The 13213-nt window shown below is 60.5% G+C and carries 11 protein-coding genes and 3 pseudogenes; 3 read left to right on the top strand and 11 right to left on the bottom strand.

The genetic code is table 11. The features are described from left to right. The first annotated feature begins 145 nt into the window (after positions 1-145). From HP062_RS22710 to HP062_RS22720, 3 genes and pseudogenes are all read left to right on the top strand, one after another. On the top strand, positions 146-1975 hold the full coding sequence (locus HP062_RS22710; RefSeq protein ID WP_010464497.1) for a glucan biosynthesis protein G: 1830 nt from the start codon (positions 146-148) through the stop codon (positions 1973-1975). Next, positions 1968-4537, top strand: a pseudogene (mdoH, locus tag HP062_RS22715) (glucans biosynthesis glucosyltransferase MdoH). The gene HP062_RS22710 and the pseudogene mdoH overlap by 8 nt, the downstream one beginning before the upstream one ends. A 114-nt stretch (positions 4538-4651) precedes the next feature. Then, a pseudogene (locus tag HP062_RS22720) lies at positions 4652-4819 on the top strand (peptide ABC transporter ATP-binding protein); the annotation flags it as partial. Positions 4820-4945: 126 nt separating this feature from the next. Here HP062_RS22720 and HP062_RS31555 read toward each other — a convergent pair. From HP062_RS31555 to ubiE, 11 genes and pseudogenes are all read right to left on the bottom strand, one after another. After that, positions 4946-5818, bottom strand: coding sequence for a methyl-accepting chemotaxis protein (locus HP062_RS31555; protein WP_370655189.1), 873 nt, complete (start codon positions 5816-5818; stop codon positions 4946-4948). A gap of 33 nt (positions 5819-5851) precedes the next feature. Beyond that, positions 5852-6862 (bottom strand): annotated as a pseudogene (locus HP062_RS31560) (methyl-accepting chemotaxis protein); the annotation flags it as partial. A gap of 238 nt (positions 6863-7100) precedes the next feature. Then, positions 7101-7808 carry a 16S rRNA (uracil(1498)-N(3))-methyltransferase gene (locus HP062_RS22730; RefSeq protein WP_083375232.1) on the bottom strand — a complete coding sequence of 236 codons (708 nt, stop codon included), beginning with the start codon at positions 7806-7808 and terminating at the stop codon, positions 7101-7103. Continuing rightward, a complete protein-coding gene (gene tatC, locus HP062_RS22735) occupies positions 7805-8611 on the bottom strand; it encodes a twin-arginine translocase subunit TatC (protein ID WP_010464487.1) in 807 nt (268 codons plus the stop codon). Before tatC ends, HP062_RS22730 begins: the two co-directional genes overlap by 4 nt. Then, positions 8608-9057: a Sec-independent protein translocase protein TatB gene (gene tatB, locus HP062_RS22740; RefSeq protein ID WP_077747609.1), complete on the bottom strand. Its 450-nt coding sequence runs from the start codon at positions 9055-9057 to the stop codon at positions 8608-8610. The genes tatC and tatB overlap by 4 nt, the downstream gene beginning before the upstream one ends. A gap of 10 nt (positions 9058-9067) precedes the next feature. Next, entirely contained in the window at positions 9068-9346 is a 279-nt protein-coding gene (locus HP062_RS22745) for a twin-arginine translocase TatA/TatE family subunit (protein ID WP_010464483.1), read from the bottom strand. 25 nt (positions 9347-9371) lie between these two features. Continuing rightward, the gene (locus HP062_RS22750; protein ID WP_008047820.1) at positions 9372-9704 is read right to left on the bottom strand and encodes a phosphoribosyl-ATP diphosphatase; all 333 of its coding nucleotides are present in this window, start codon (positions 9702-9704) and stop codon (positions 9372-9374) included. Next, positions 9697-10098, bottom strand: coding sequence for a phosphoribosyl-AMP cyclohydrolase (gene hisI, locus HP062_RS22755; RefSeq protein WP_010464478.1), 402 nt, complete (start codon positions 10096-10098; stop codon positions 9697-9699). The genes HP062_RS22750 and hisI overlap by 8 nt, the downstream gene beginning before the upstream one ends. Before the next feature lie 81 nt (positions 10099-10179). After that, positions 10180-11784, bottom strand: coding sequence for a ubiquinone biosynthesis regulatory protein kinase UbiB (gene ubiB, locus HP062_RS22760; RefSeq protein ID WP_010464476.1), 1605 nt, complete (start codon positions 11782-11784; stop codon positions 10180-10182). Further along, complete coding sequence (locus HP062_RS22765) at positions 11781-12404, bottom strand: SCP2 domain-containing protein (protein ID WP_172792059.1); 624 nt, start codon at positions 12402-12404, stop codon at positions 11781-11783. The genes ubiB and HP062_RS22765 overlap by 4 nt, the downstream gene beginning before the upstream one ends. Continuing rightward, complete coding sequence (gene ubiE / locus HP062_RS22770) at positions 12404-13174, bottom strand: bifunctional demethylmenaquinone methyltransferase/2-methoxy-6-polyprenyl-1,4-benzoquinol methylase UbiE (RefSeq protein WP_007948968.1); 771 nt, start codon at positions 13172-13174, stop codon at positions 12404-12406. Before ubiE ends, HP062_RS22765 begins: the two co-directional genes overlap by 1 nt. Positions 13175-13213 lie beyond the last annotated feature (39 nt).

Genomic DNA, 13213 nt, shown 5'->3' on the forward strand with positions numbered 1-13213 from the left:
TTGGTCCATTTTGACTTAGGTAGAGACTTGTCCGAGACCTGTTGGGGAATCATTTAGCCCCATAGGAGTCGGAACAATGCTCGCCAACCTGGCATATAGATAGCTGGCCGTTGGTTTTTTGATCTGTTTTCGGCGAGGGTTGCTCGTGATTGTTACTCCCTGTAATGCACCAAAATTGACTGCCAAACGGTTCCGAAGCGCTCTGGTAGCGGGCTCAGCACTGCTCTGCCTGCTCAGCGCCGGCCAGATTTGGGCATTCAATCTGGAGGATGTATCGGTCAAGGCGAAAGAGCTGGCCGGACAAAAATACGAAGCCCCGCGCAGTAACCTGCCGAACGAATTCCGCGAAATGAAATTCGCGGACTATCAAAAAATTCGTTTCCGCACTGAAAAAGCCGAGTGGGCCGATCAGAAAACCCCGTTCAAGCTTTCGTTCTATCACCAGGGCATGCACTTCGACACGCCGGTGAAAATCAACGAAATCACGGCTAACACCGTCGAAGAGATCAAATACGACCCAACTCGTTTCGATTTCGGCGATGTGAAGTTCGATCCTAAAGCTACCGAACAACTGGGTTATGCCGGTTTCCGTGTGCTTTACCCGATCAACAAGGCCGACAAGCAAGACGAAATCATGACCATGCTCGGCGCGAGCTACTTCCGCGTTGTCGGCAAGGGTCACACCTATGGCTTGTCCGCTCGCGGCATGGCCATCGATACCGCATTGCCGTCCGGCGAAGAATTCCCGCGCTTCACCGAATTCTGGATTCAACGGCCAAAACCGGGTGACAAACACCTGGTGATCTTCGCGCTGCTGGATTCGCCACGTGCCACCGGTGCTTATCGTCTGACCCTGCGTCCTGGCAGCGACACCATTGTCGACGTCAAGGCCCGCATGTTCCTGCGTGACAAGGTCACCAAGCTTGGCGTTGCGCCGCTGACCAGCATGTTCCTGTTCGGCGCCAACCAGCCGTCGAAAGTGCTGAACTACCGTCGTGAATTGCACGATTCCAGCGGTCTGTCGATTCATGCCGGCAACGGCGAATGGATCTGGCGTCCACTGAATAATCCAAAACACTTGGCCGTGAGCAACTACTCGATCGAAAACCCGCGTGGTTTCGGCTTGCTGCAACGTGGCCGCGACTTTAGCCACTACGAAGACCTCGACGACCGCTACGACAAGCGCCCAAGTGCCTGGATCGAACCAAAAGGCGATTGGGGCAAGGGTTCCGTCGATCTGGTAGAGATTCCGACTGCCGACGAAACCAACGACAATATCGTTGCGTTCTGGAGCCCGGAAAAACTGCCTGAGCCTGGTCAGCCGCTGGACGTCGCCTATCGCATGCACTGGACCATCGACGAAGCCGCCCTTCACGCACCGGACAGTGCCTGGGTTCAACAGACCCTGCGTTCCACGGGTGACGTGAAACAGTCCAACCTGATCCGTCAGCCGGATGGCAGCGTTGCCTATCTGGTGGACTTCGAAGGTCCGTCCCTGGCAGCACTGCCGGAAACCGCGGACGTTCGCAGCCAGGTCAGCGTGGGCGACAATGCCGAGCTGGTCGAAAACAGCGTGCGCTACAACCCTGAAACCAAGGGCTGGCGCCTGACCCTGCGGATGAAAATCAAGGATCCGGGCAAGCCTACCGAGATGCGTGCGGCACTGGTCGAGAACATCGTGCCGGGCGACCTCGCCAAGAACTCGCTGCCAGTCTCCAACTCTTCGGTTGCCAAGGCCGATAAAGTGGCCGCCAAGCAACAAGAGAAGGCGGACAAGGAAGCCAAGGACGCCAAGCAAGCCGAAGCCAAGCAGGCCGACGCGAAGCCAGTTGCCGATACCAAGGAAAAGGACAAGGACAACAAAGACGCCAAGCAGCCTGTTGCTGCGGACGCGGCCCCAGCCACACCGGAATCGGCAGCGACGGAAGAAGTCCTGACCGAGACCTGGAGCTACCAGTTGCCTGCCGATGAGTAATTCTCAACTACAGCCAGAGACTCTTGCCGAGTATCTGGCGCATCTACCGATGACCGACCAGCAGCGCGCGGAACTCGCGGGCTGCCAGTCCTTCAGCGAATTGCACCAACGTCTGTCGTCTTCGACGTTCGACGCTCCGACCGAGGCTGCCCAAGCCTCGGTGGGCCGTCGCCTGACCCTGAGCACTGCTGAAGAACTGGAAGAAGCGGAAATGCTGGCGGTCGACGCCAGTGGTCGGGTTTGCCTCAAGGCCACCCCGCCGATCCGTCGGACCAAAGTCGTGCCGGAGCCGTGGCGCACCAACATTCTGGTGCGTGGCTGGCGGCGTCTGACCGGTCGCACCAATCCCCGGCCCCGCCGAAGGACGAGAACGTGCTGCCGGCGGCTCGCTGGCGCACCGTCGGTTCGATCCGCCGTTACATTCTGCTGGTCCTGATGCTTGGCCAGACCATCGTCGCCGGCTGGTACATGAAAGGCATCATGCCGTACCAGGGCTGGTCGTTCGTCGACCTGAACGAGGTTCTGCACCAACCGATCCTGAAAACCGTCACGCAAGTGCTGCCGTATGCGCTGCAAACCAGCATTCTGATTCTGTTCGGGATTCTGTTCTGCTGGGTGTCGGCCGGTTTCTGGACGGCGCTGATGGGCTTCCTCGAATTGCTCACTGGCCACGACAAATACCGGATCTCCGGTAAAAGTGCTGGCAACGAGCCAATTGCCAAGGACGCGCGCACTGCACTGGTGATGCCGATCTGCAACGAAGACGTGCCACGGGTGTTTGCCGGTTTGCGTGCGACCTTCGAGTCGGTTGCAGCCACGGGTGACCTGGATCGCTTCGACTTTTTCGTCCTCAGTGACAGTAATGACGCGGACATTTGCGTGGCCGAGCAGCAAGCCTGGCTGGACGTCTGCCGTGAAGCCAAGGGTTTCGGCAAGATTTTCTATCGCCGTCGTCGCCGTCGTGTGAAACGTAAAAGCGGCAACCTCGACGACTTCTGCCGTCGCTGGGGCGGTGACTACAAGTACATGGTCGTGCTCGACGCGGACTCCGTGATGAGCGGTGACTGCCTGACCAGCCTGGTGCGCTTGATGGAAGCCACGCCGGACGCCGGGATCATCCAGACCGCGCCGCGTGCGTCGGGCATGGACACCCTTTATGCGCGTATGCAGCAGTTTGCTACCCGCGTGTACGGTCCGTTGTTCACCGCCGGCCTGCACTTCTGGCAGTTGGGTGAATCCCACTATTGGGGCCACAACGCGATCATCCGCATGAAGCCGTTCATCGAGCACTGCGCCTTGGCGCCGTTGCCGGGTAAAGGTGCTTTTGCCGGTGCGATTCTGTCCCACGACTTCGTCGAAGCTGCGCTGATGCGCCGTGCCGGCTGGGGCGTGTGGATTGCCTACGATTTGCCGGGCAGCTACGAAGAACTGCCGCCGAACCTGCTGGACGAACTCAAGCGTGATCGTCGCTGGTGTCACGGTAACCTGATGAACTTCCGCCTGTTCCTGGTCAAGGGCATGCACCCGGTTCACCGTGCGGTATTCCTGACCGGCGTGATGTCTTACCTGTCGGCGCCGTTATGGTTCTTCTTCCTGGTGTTGTCGACGGCGCTGCTGGCGGTCAACACCTTGATGGAACCGCAGTACTTCCTTGAGCCGCGTCAGCTCTATCCGCTGTGGCCGCAATGGCACCCGGACAAAGCAATTGCGCTGTTCTCGACGACGATTGTGCTGTTGTTCCTGCCGAAGCTGTTGAGCATCATCCTGATCTGGGCCAAGGGCGCGAAAGAGTTCGGTGGCAAGTTCAAGGTGACCTTGTCGATGCTGCTGGAGATGTTGTTCTCCATGCTGCTGGCGCCGGTGCGGATGATTTTCCACACCCGTTTCGTCCTCGCCGCGTTCCTCGGCTGGGCCGCGACCTGGAATTCGCCACAACGTGACGACGACTCCACGCCATGGAGCGAAGCGGTCAAGCGCCACGGTCCGCAAACCTTGCTGGGCTTCTTCTGGGCCCTGCTGGTGGTCTGGCTGAACCCGAGCTTCCTGTGGTGGCTGGTGCCGATCGTCGGTTCGTTGATGCTGTCGATCCCGGTATCGGTGATTTCCAGTCGTGTCGGCCTGGGCCTCAAGTCCCGTGACGAAAGCCTGTTCCTGATCCCTGAGGAATACAATCCGCCGCAGGCGTTGCTGGCAACCGATCAGTACACCCACGAAAACCGTTGGCATGCACTGAACGACGGTTTCATCCGTGCGGTGGTCGATCCACAGCAGAACGCCTTGGCGTGCTCGCTGGCGACCTCGCGTCACGGTCAGGCCGAGCCGATCGAATGGTTGCGCATCGAGCGGGTGCGTCACGCCTTGAAAGTTGGGCCTGACGGCCTGAACAACAATGAGCGTGTGCAATTGCTGAGCGACCCGGTGGCATTGGCTCGCTTGCATGAGCAGATCTGGAATGAAGGCCATCCCGAGTGGCTGGCGGCCTGGCGCAAATCGGTGAAAGCCGATCCCCATGCGCCGCTGCTACCGCTCAAACCACTGAGTGCGCAGCCTCAGTTGGCCTGACGAGAAACCCCGCGAAAGCGGGGTTTTTTTTGCGCTGCTGATCGCTCCCACGCAGAGCGTGTGAACGACCAGCGTTAGAGCAACAATTCCTGCTTAAACCCTTGTGCAAACGGAGGCATGACCATGGTCTGCGTCACCCACGAGATGGGCTTTGCACGGGAAGTCGCGGATCGAGTGCTGTTCTTCGATCACGCCAAATTGCTGGAAGATGCCTCGCCGGCCGAATTCTTCGATGCGCCGAAGGATCCGCGGGCGCAGGCCTTCTTGCGCCAGGTTTTGTAGCTTTAGCACCTGTCCTGACGCCTTCGCGGGCAAGCCTCGCTCCTACAGTATTGTGTCGTGGCTCAATCGAGCGATACGCAAAGCCCTGTAGGCGCGAGGCTTGCCCGCGAAGGCATCACCTCTGTTTCAAACCTTGAACCTGCCCACTAGCATCTGCAGATGCGTCCCCAGGCGCGCCAGCTCGACGCTGGACGCCGCGGTCTCTTCACTGGCTGCCGAGGTCTGCTCGGACACATCGCGCACGTTCAGCACGCTCCGGTTGATCTCCTCGGCCACTGCGGTTTGCTGCTCGGCAGCGGCGGCAATCTGCTGGTTCATCGACTGAATCGCCGACACCGTGCGGGTGATGCTTTCCAGCGAGCTACCGGCGCGGCGGGTCAGTTCGACGCTGCTGTCGGTCAGGCTGCGGCTGTTGTCCATGATGGTCGCCACTTGCTGGGTGCCGGTTTGCAGGCCGACGATCAGCTCTTCGATTTCCTCGGTCGACTTCTGAGTGCGCTGGGCCAGGCTGCGCACCTCGTCGGCGACCACCGCGAAACCACGTCCGGCCTCACCGGCACGGGCAGCTTCAATCGCGGCGTTGAGGGCCAGAAGGTTGGTTTGTTGGGCCACGGATTTGATCACGTCCAGCACGCTGCCGATCTTGTCGCTCTCGCGTTTCAGATCACCCATGGCCGCTGTGGAATTGCCAACCTCGAGGGCCAGGCGCTCGATCTGAGCGATGGCCTCTCCGACCACTTTGTCACCTTCGCGGGCCTGCTGATCGGCGGCGACGGCGGCTTCGGAGGCTTCTTCGGCGTTTCGCGCGACTTCCTGCACGGTGGCCGTCATTTCGTTCATTGCCGTGGCCACCTGATCGGTCTCGACCTTCTGGCTGTTGACCCCGGCGCTGGTCTGTTCGGTGACGGCGGACAGTTCTTCGGCGGCGCTGGCGATTTGCGTTACGCCATCGCTGATACCGCCGATCAGTTCGCGCAGGCCCAGAGTCATGTTCTGCATGGCACGCTGGAGCTGGCCCAATTCGTCGCGACGTTCGGAAACAAGGTTTTGCGTCAGGTCACCAGCCGCCACGCGTTCGGCGACTTTGAGGGTCTGGTTCAGCGGAACCACGATCTGGCGAGTGATCGCCCATGCCGCCAGCAAGCCAAACGCCAGGGCCAGAACGGTGGCCATCAGCAGCAGGTTTTTGGCGTGTGCGGCGTCGGTGTCGCGGACGATGGTTTGTGACACGGTGAGTTTTTTACTGACGTCGAGCAAGATATCGCCTTGCGCGGCCATACGCTTGAGGGCGGCGGCGCTGGCCACTTGCGAGTCGCGGAACTGGCTGACGGCGGCGCGATAGGCCTTGAGCGAATCGCTGGCCTGTTGCAGGTTGGCAATGTGCTGTTCCGGCAGTTTGGAGGGCAGGCTTTCGAGGTTCTTCAGGGCGTTGTCGATGGCGTCCAGTGCAGGTTGCTCGGCCTCGGTCTTGCCGCTGTAGGTGTAGCCGCGCACCTGGAAGCGTGCCTGCTGAATCAGTTTGCTCAGGTCGATCACGCTGTTGAAGTCGGCGACGCTGTCGCCTTGCAGCATGGATTTTTCGACTTCAGCGACGCGGGCCACGGCGTTATCGGCGGTCGCGCCCAGTTTGCTGCGGGCGTCTTCGCGGTTGGCACCGGCCTGGGTCATCGCGATGAAGGCTTGCTTGTACTGGCTGACGGCGGCCAGTTGCTGGTCGATCATCGCCGCATCAGCGGGCTGTTCGATCAATTTGCGTGCGGTTTGCAGGCCCGTGTCGAGTTGGCTCAACAGATCGTTGACGGCGCCCGGGCCTTGTTCGCCTCGGCGCATTTCGTAGTCCAGACGGGCCAGGCGCAGGTCTTTGGTCTGGTCGTTGAGGCTGGCAATGAACCCCAGCTTGTCGCCCCGGCTCATCACGCCCGTCAGGCCGGTCCAGGCGGTGAAGGTGATCAGCAGCGTCAGCAGCAGCACCAGACCGAAACCGATCCCCAGTTTGCGATTGACGCTTACGTTTCCCAGACTCTCGGTTAGCCAACGGTACATGCTGCTACTCCCTCGGACTACAAATTGGTTTTATGGGAGCTGTATCGGCCGGCGGCCGGGAATCTGTAGGTACAGCGAGGTATTCAGGTCGAGTAAATCCCTGTGGCGAGGGAGCTTGCTCCCGTTCGGCGGCGAAGCAGTCGCAAATCAGGCTGAGATGGTTTTGCAGGAATAAAGCGGTGGCCGCGGCGCGCCCAAACGGGAGCAAGCTCCCTCGCCACAGTGACCGTGCTTGATCTTAAAAGAGGCGGGCGAGCAGGGCGGTGACGGCGGTTTCGACGCGCAGGATGCGCTCGCCGAGTTGTACCGGTTGCAGGCCAGACTTGGCCAGCAGGTCGATTTCGTAAGGGATCCAGCCGCCTTCGGGGCCGATGGCCAGGGTCACCGGTTCATTCAGGCCGCGAGGGCAGGGCGGGTAATTGCCCGGGTGACCCACCAGGCCGAGGGTGCCTTCGGAAATGGCCGGCAGCCGATCTTCGACGAACGGCTTGAAGCGCTTCTCGATGACGATTTCCGGCAGCACGCTGTCCCGGGCCTGTTCCAGGCCGAGGATCAATTGCTCGCGAATCGCTTCAGGTTCCAGAAACGGCGTCTGCCAGAAGCTCTTCTCGACGCGATAGCTGTTCACCAGGATGATTCGTGGCACACCCATGGCCGCCACGGTCTGAAACACCCTGCGCAGCATTTTCGGCCGTGGCAGGGCCAATATCAGTGTCAGGGGCAGCTTGGTCGGCGGCGGCTGGTCAAGGGTGACGCGCAATTCGGCTTCATCAGCGTCCAGGCGCAGAACTTCGGCCGCACCCATCAGGCCGCCGATACGCCCGACGCGCATGCTGTCACCCACTTCACAGCGGTGGACTTCCTGCATGTGCGTCAACCGGCGATCACGCAGGATCACCCGGTCGGCCGCAATGAAATCGGCCTCTTCGAGGAGCAGCAGGTTCACGGCTGGGTCGCTGGCGGCTGGTCGTTGTGATCGTCTGCCGGCTGGTTGTCCGGCTGATCGTCTGGATGATCGCCGCGCTTGCTGATCAGACCGCCGAACAGGATGCCGATCTCGAACAGCAGCCACATCGGTACAGCCAACAGCGTCTGCGAGAAGATGTCCGGTGGTGTCAGGATCATGCCGACCACGAAGCAGCCGATGATCACGTAGGGGCGGATTTTCTTCAGGTATTTGACGTCGACCACGCCGATCCATACCAGCAGCACCACAGCCACCGGGATCTCGAACGCCACGCCGAAGGCAAAGAATAGCGTCATGACGAAGTCGAGGTAGCTGCTGATGTCAGTCATCATTTCCACGCCGGCCGGGGTGGCGGCGGCGAAGAATTTGAAGATCAGCGGGAACACCAGGTAATAGGCGAATGCCATGCCGGCATAGAACAGCATGATGCTGGACACCAGCAACGGCACGGCGATGCGCTTCTCATGCTTGTACAGGCCCGGCGCGATGAAGCCCCAGATCTGATGCAGGATCACCGGGATTGCCAGGAACAGCGAGACCATCATGGTCAGCTTCAATGGCGTCAGGAACGGCGACGACACGTCGGTGGCGATCATCGTTGCGCCCACGGGCAAATACTGGCGCAGCGGCGTCGAAACGAAGGTATAGATCTGCTGGGTGAAGGCGAACAACCCGGCGAAGATGATGAAGATCGCCGCTACGCAACGCAGCAGGCGGGTACGCAACTCGGTGAGGTGCGAAACCAGCGGCATGTGCTGGTCGTTTTCAGGAAGATCGCTCATGGGGCTCGCGGCGCCAGTGTTGGGTCATGAGGGGCCGGCGCAACAGGCGCAGCCGCAGGCGTGGCAGGTTCAACCGGTGGCGTTGCAACAACGGGTGCAGGTGCTTCTACGGCGACGACAGGTGCTGGCTCGGCGGCGGGGGCATGAATCGTTTGCTCCGCGATCGGTTCAACAGGCTGAACGGGCGTGGCCTCCTGCTGGGTCGGCGTGAAAATCTTCCGCGCCTCCTGTTCCAGCGACAGGATGTGCTCGTTGTGCAGTTGCCGACGAATCTCGTCGGCACCGATTTCACGTTCAACTTCCTGTTTGATCGCGTTGAAGCTGCGCTTCAGACGACCGACCCACAGGCCGGCGGTGCGCGCAGCGCCCGGCAGGCGCTCGGGGCCCAGCACTAGCAGGGCGACGAGGCCGACGAGCAGCAGTTCAGAGAAGCTGATACCAAACATTAGTCAGTGCTCACACGTCTTTGCGGATCGGCTCTTCGACTTTTTGCGCCTGCACGTCGATGGTGTGCGGCTGGTTCACGGACTGCGTGGTCTGTGGCTGAACAGGTGGAACCGGTTGCGCCGGGGTCACGGTAGGATCGGCCGGTTTCTCGTCATCGTTCATGGCTTTCTTGAAACCCTTGATCGACTCGCCCACGTCAGTGCCGAGGTTTTTCAGTTTCTTGGTGCCGAACACCAGCACGACAACAACCAGGATGACGATCCAGTGTTTCCAGTCAAAAATGCCCATGTTGCTGCTCCTCTCTAATAGTTGTTCAGGCGGACGGGCGCGAGGCTTTCTCGGCGTGTCCGGACAGACCGAAACGACGGTCCAGTTCATCGAGTACAGCCTGTGGATGCTGCCCCAGTTGGGCGAGCATGACCATGCTGTGGAACCACAGGTCGGCGGTCTCGTAGATCACATCGCTGCAGTCGCCACTGATGGCGGCATCCTTGGCGGCAATGATGGTTTCGACCGACTCTTCGCCGACTTTTTCCAGAATCTTGTTCAAGCCCTTGTGGTACAGGCTGGCGACATACGAGCTGTCAGCGGCAGCGCCTTTGCGCTCTTCCAGCACCTCGGCCAGACGGGTCAGGGTGTCACTCATGGCTGTGTCCTGCGGAATAAATGGCGTGCGGGTCCTTGAGCACGGGATCGACGGTTTTCCAGTCGCCGTTCTCGAAGACGCGGTAGAAGCAGCTCTGCCGACCGGTATGGCAAGCAATGTCGCCGATCTGCTCGACCATCAGGATGATCACGTCGGCGTCACAGTCCAGGCGCATCTCATGCAGCGTTTGCACGTGGCCGGACTCCTCGCCCTTGCGCCACAGCTTGCCACGGGAACGTGACCAGTAAATGGCACGGTTCTCGGCAGCGCTCAGTTCCAGTGATTCGCGGTTCATCCAGGCCATCATCAGGACGCGCCCGGTCTTGTGATCCTGGGCAATCGCCGGCACCAGGCCGTCTGCGTCCCACTTGATCTCGTCCAGCCAGTTTTTCATCTTCGACTCCGACAGCGGGTTCCACACTTCATGAGCAGAACCCAAGCGTTCAAACAGTGTGCCAGCGTGCGGGGGCGCTGGCTATCGGCGAACGACCAGATACAAACCGACGGCCACCATGATTCCGGCCGGCCAATGACCCATATCGCTCAATGGCCCGCCGGCCAGCAGAATGGCGCCGCCCGCCAGGTGAGCGCAGCCGAGCAGGCGCAGGAACCAGTCGTCCTTGCGCTTGTGCCACGGTGGCGGCGGATCGTTGGCGTGGGGCTGGGACATGCGTTCGAGCAGGTCACGGGCCATGTTGGCCAGGTGCGGAATCTGTTCGAACTGGCTCTGCACGTTGCCGAGCAAGGCTTTGGGGCTGACGCGCTCACGCATCCAGCGTTCGAGGAACGGCTGGGCGGTGTTCCACAGATCGAGATCCGGGTACAGCTGACGGCCGAGGCCTTCGATGTTCAGCAAGGTTTTTTGCAGCAACACGAGTTGCGGCTGCACTTCCATGTTGAAGCGGCGAGCGGTCTGGAACAGGCGCATCAGCACTTGGCCGAATGAAATATCTTTTAACGGTTTTTCGAAGATCGGCTCGCACACGGTGCGGATCGCTGCCTCGAATTCGTTGAGCTTGGTTTCTGCCGGTACCCAGCCCGAATCGATGTGCAATTGCGCCACACGACGGTAGTCACGCTTGAAGAACGCGAACAGGTTACGCGCCAGGTAATCCTGATCTTCAGGGGTCAGGCTGCCGACGATGCCGCAGTCGATCGCAATGTATTGCGGGCTCCACGGGTTGACGGTGCTGACAAAGATGTTGCCCGGGTGCATGTCGGCGTGAAAGAAACTGTCGCGGAACACTTGGGTGAAGAAGATTTCCACACCCCGTTCGGCGAGCATCTTCATGTCGGTGCGCTGGTCGGCCAGGGTCGCGAGGTCGGTGACCTGAATCCCGTAGATGCGCTCCATTACCAGCACTTTCGGCCGGCACCAGTCCCAATAGACTTGTGGCACATACAGCAGCGGCGAGCCTTCGAAGTTGCGCTTCAACTGGCTGGCATTGGCCGCTTCGCGCAGCAGGTCGAGTTCGTCGTAGATGGTTTTTTCGTAGTCCTGGACCACGTCCACCGGGTGCAGCAAACGTGCATCGGCCGAGAGTTTTTCGGCGGCGCGGGCGAGGATGAACAGCCACGCCAGGTCTTGGGCAATGATCGGTTTCAGGCCCGGGCGTATCACCTTGACCACCACTTCTTCGCCGGTCTTCAGTTGCGCGGCATGCACCTGCGCCACCGAGGCTGAGGCCAGCGGTTCGACGTCGAAACGGCTGAACACTTCACTGATCTTTTTGCCGAGCTGCTCTTCGATCAGGTTGACCGACACTTGCGAGTCGAACGGCGGCACACGGTCCTGCAGCTTCATCAACTCATCGGCGATGTCTTCGGGCAGCAGGTCGCGGCGCGTCGAAAGGATCTGCCCGAACTTGATGAAAATCGGCCCAAGGTCCTGCAACGCCAGGCGCAATCGCGCACCACGGCTCAGGTCCAGCGTCTTGCGCGGGAACCAGCGCCACGGCAAGGCGTAGCGCAGCGCCAGGAGAAACCAGGGCAGCGGCAGGGCGAACAGCAGGTCATCGAGGCGGTAGCGAATCACAACGCGCTGGATGCGCAACAAACGGCGGACGGCAAGCAGCTTCATGCGTTATCGCTTGGGTCGAGGGATCGGGAAAGGCGCTCGAAACGCGCCTCGAGACGTTCCAGATCGAGCTTGATCTGGTCCAGTTCACTGAAACGGGCTTCGGCTTCGCGCTGACCGACGAGGGTGCGCGATTCTTCGGCCAGGTATTCGCCAAGATTCTGATTCAGGCTGGCGAAACCTTGCTGATACCAGCGTGCGCGGCTGCGCAGGTGACCGCCGACCAGTTGCGTGGCGACCGGGCCGAGCCAGCGCGAGAGTTCGTACTCCCAGTCCAGCTCAAGGTCCTGAAGGATCGCCGCCAGCTCCAGCAGCACGCCGCTGTCACCGTCGAGCTCGACTTCAGGGCCATGCAGCACCGAGGTCTTTTCCTTGCTCATCGCCAGTTTCAACAGGCTGGAGGCCGGTGCACGCAACGTGCAGTCAGCGCCGGATTCCCAGTGGGAAGCGAGCATCAGGCCTTCGTCGCTGGGCAGGATGAACAGTTGCAGCGCCGGGCTGCGGCAGTCGACGGCAATCACCCTGCCGCTCAAATGCGCCAGTCGCGGCAGCGCCGTGCTGTCGAGACGCAGCACCCGGTTCAGACCGAGTTCAACGCTGGCGAGCAGGCCGGCCAGCAACATCAGGGTTTGATGCCGCGGTGCAGGGCGACGATGCCTGCGGTCATGTTGTGGTAGGTCACGCGGTCGAAACCGGCCTCGACCATCATCGACTTCAGGGTTTCCTGATTCGGGTGCATGCGGATCGATTCGGCCAGGTAGCGATAGCTTTCCGAGTCGTTGGTGATCAGCTTGCCCATCAACGGCATGAAGGCGAACGAGTAGGCGTCGTAGGCTTTGGACATCAGCGCATTGGTCGGCTTGGAGAATTCCAGCACCAGCAAACGGCCGCCCGGTTTCAGTACTCGCAGCATCGAGCGCAGGGCGTCTTCTTTATGGGTCACGTTGCGCAGACCGAACGCGATGGTCACGCAGTCAAAATGGTTGTCCGGGAACGGCAGCTTTTCAGCGTCGGCCTGAACGAACTCGACATTGCCGGCCACACCCAGATCCAGCAGGCGGTCACGACCGACCTTGAGCATGGATTCGTTGATGTCGGCCAACACCACCTGGCCGGTCGGGCCAACGAGGTGCGAGAACTTCTTGGTCAGGTCGCCTGTGCCGCCGGCGATGTCCAGCACGCGGTTACCGGTGCGAACACCCGACAGCTCGATCGCAAAACGCTTCCACAGACGGTGCATGCCGCCCGACAGGAGGTCGTTCATCAAGTCGTACTTGGCGGCTACCGAGTGGAAAACCTCAGCGACTTTTTCCGCTTTCTGGCTTTCCGGTACGTTTTTGAAGCCGAAGTGAGTGGTGGGTTCGGCATCGCTGCCTTTGCGCTGATCAGTCATATCGCTGTCACCAAAAGAGAATGCGGGACATTCTAATCC

It is taken from the genome of Pseudomonas sp. B14-6 (assembly GCF_013260315.1).
GTDB lineage: Bacteria > Pseudomonadota > Gammaproteobacteria > Pseudomonadales > Pseudomonadaceae > Aquipseudomonas > Aquipseudomonas mandelii.

What these genes read in the sequence shown, in the direction of transcription:
- HP062_RS31555 (WP_370655189.1), bottom strand. Translation starts at nt 5,818, where the DNA reads ATGCAGAACATGACTCTGGGCCTGCGCGAACTGATCGGCGGTATCAGC.
- tatC (WP_010464487.1), bottom strand. Translation starts at nt 8,611, where the DNA reads ATGAGCGATCTTCCTGAAAACGACCAGCACATGCCGCTGGTTTCGCAC.
- tatB (WP_077747609.1), bottom strand. Translation starts at nt 9,057, where the DNA reads ATGTTTGGTATCAGCTTCTCTGAACTGCTGCTCGTCGGCCTCGTCGCC.
- HP062_RS22745 (WP_010464483.1), bottom strand. Translation starts at nt 9,346, where the DNA reads ATGGGCATTTTTGACTGGAAACACTGGATCGTCATCCTGGTTGTTGTC.
- HP062_RS22750 (WP_008047820.1), bottom strand. Translation starts at nt 9,704, where the DNA reads ATGAGTGACACCCTGACCCGTCTGGCCGAGGTGCTGGAAGAGCGCAAA.
- hisI (WP_010464478.1), bottom strand. Translation starts at nt 10,098, where the DNA reads ATGAAAAACTGGCTGGACGAGATCAAGTGGGACGCAGACGGCCTGGTG.
- ubiB (WP_010464476.1), bottom strand. Translation starts at nt 11,784, where the DNA reads ATGAAGCTGCTTGCCGTCCGCCGTTTGTTGCGCATCCAGCGCGTTGTG.
- HP062_RS22765 (WP_172792059.1), bottom strand. Translation starts at nt 12,404, where the DNA reads ATGTTGCTGGCCGGCCTGCTCGCCAGCGTTGAACTCGGTCTGAACCGG.
- ubiE (WP_007948968.1), bottom strand. Translation starts at nt 13,174, where the DNA reads ATGACTGATCAGCGCAAAGGCAGCGATGCCGAACCCACCACTCACTTC.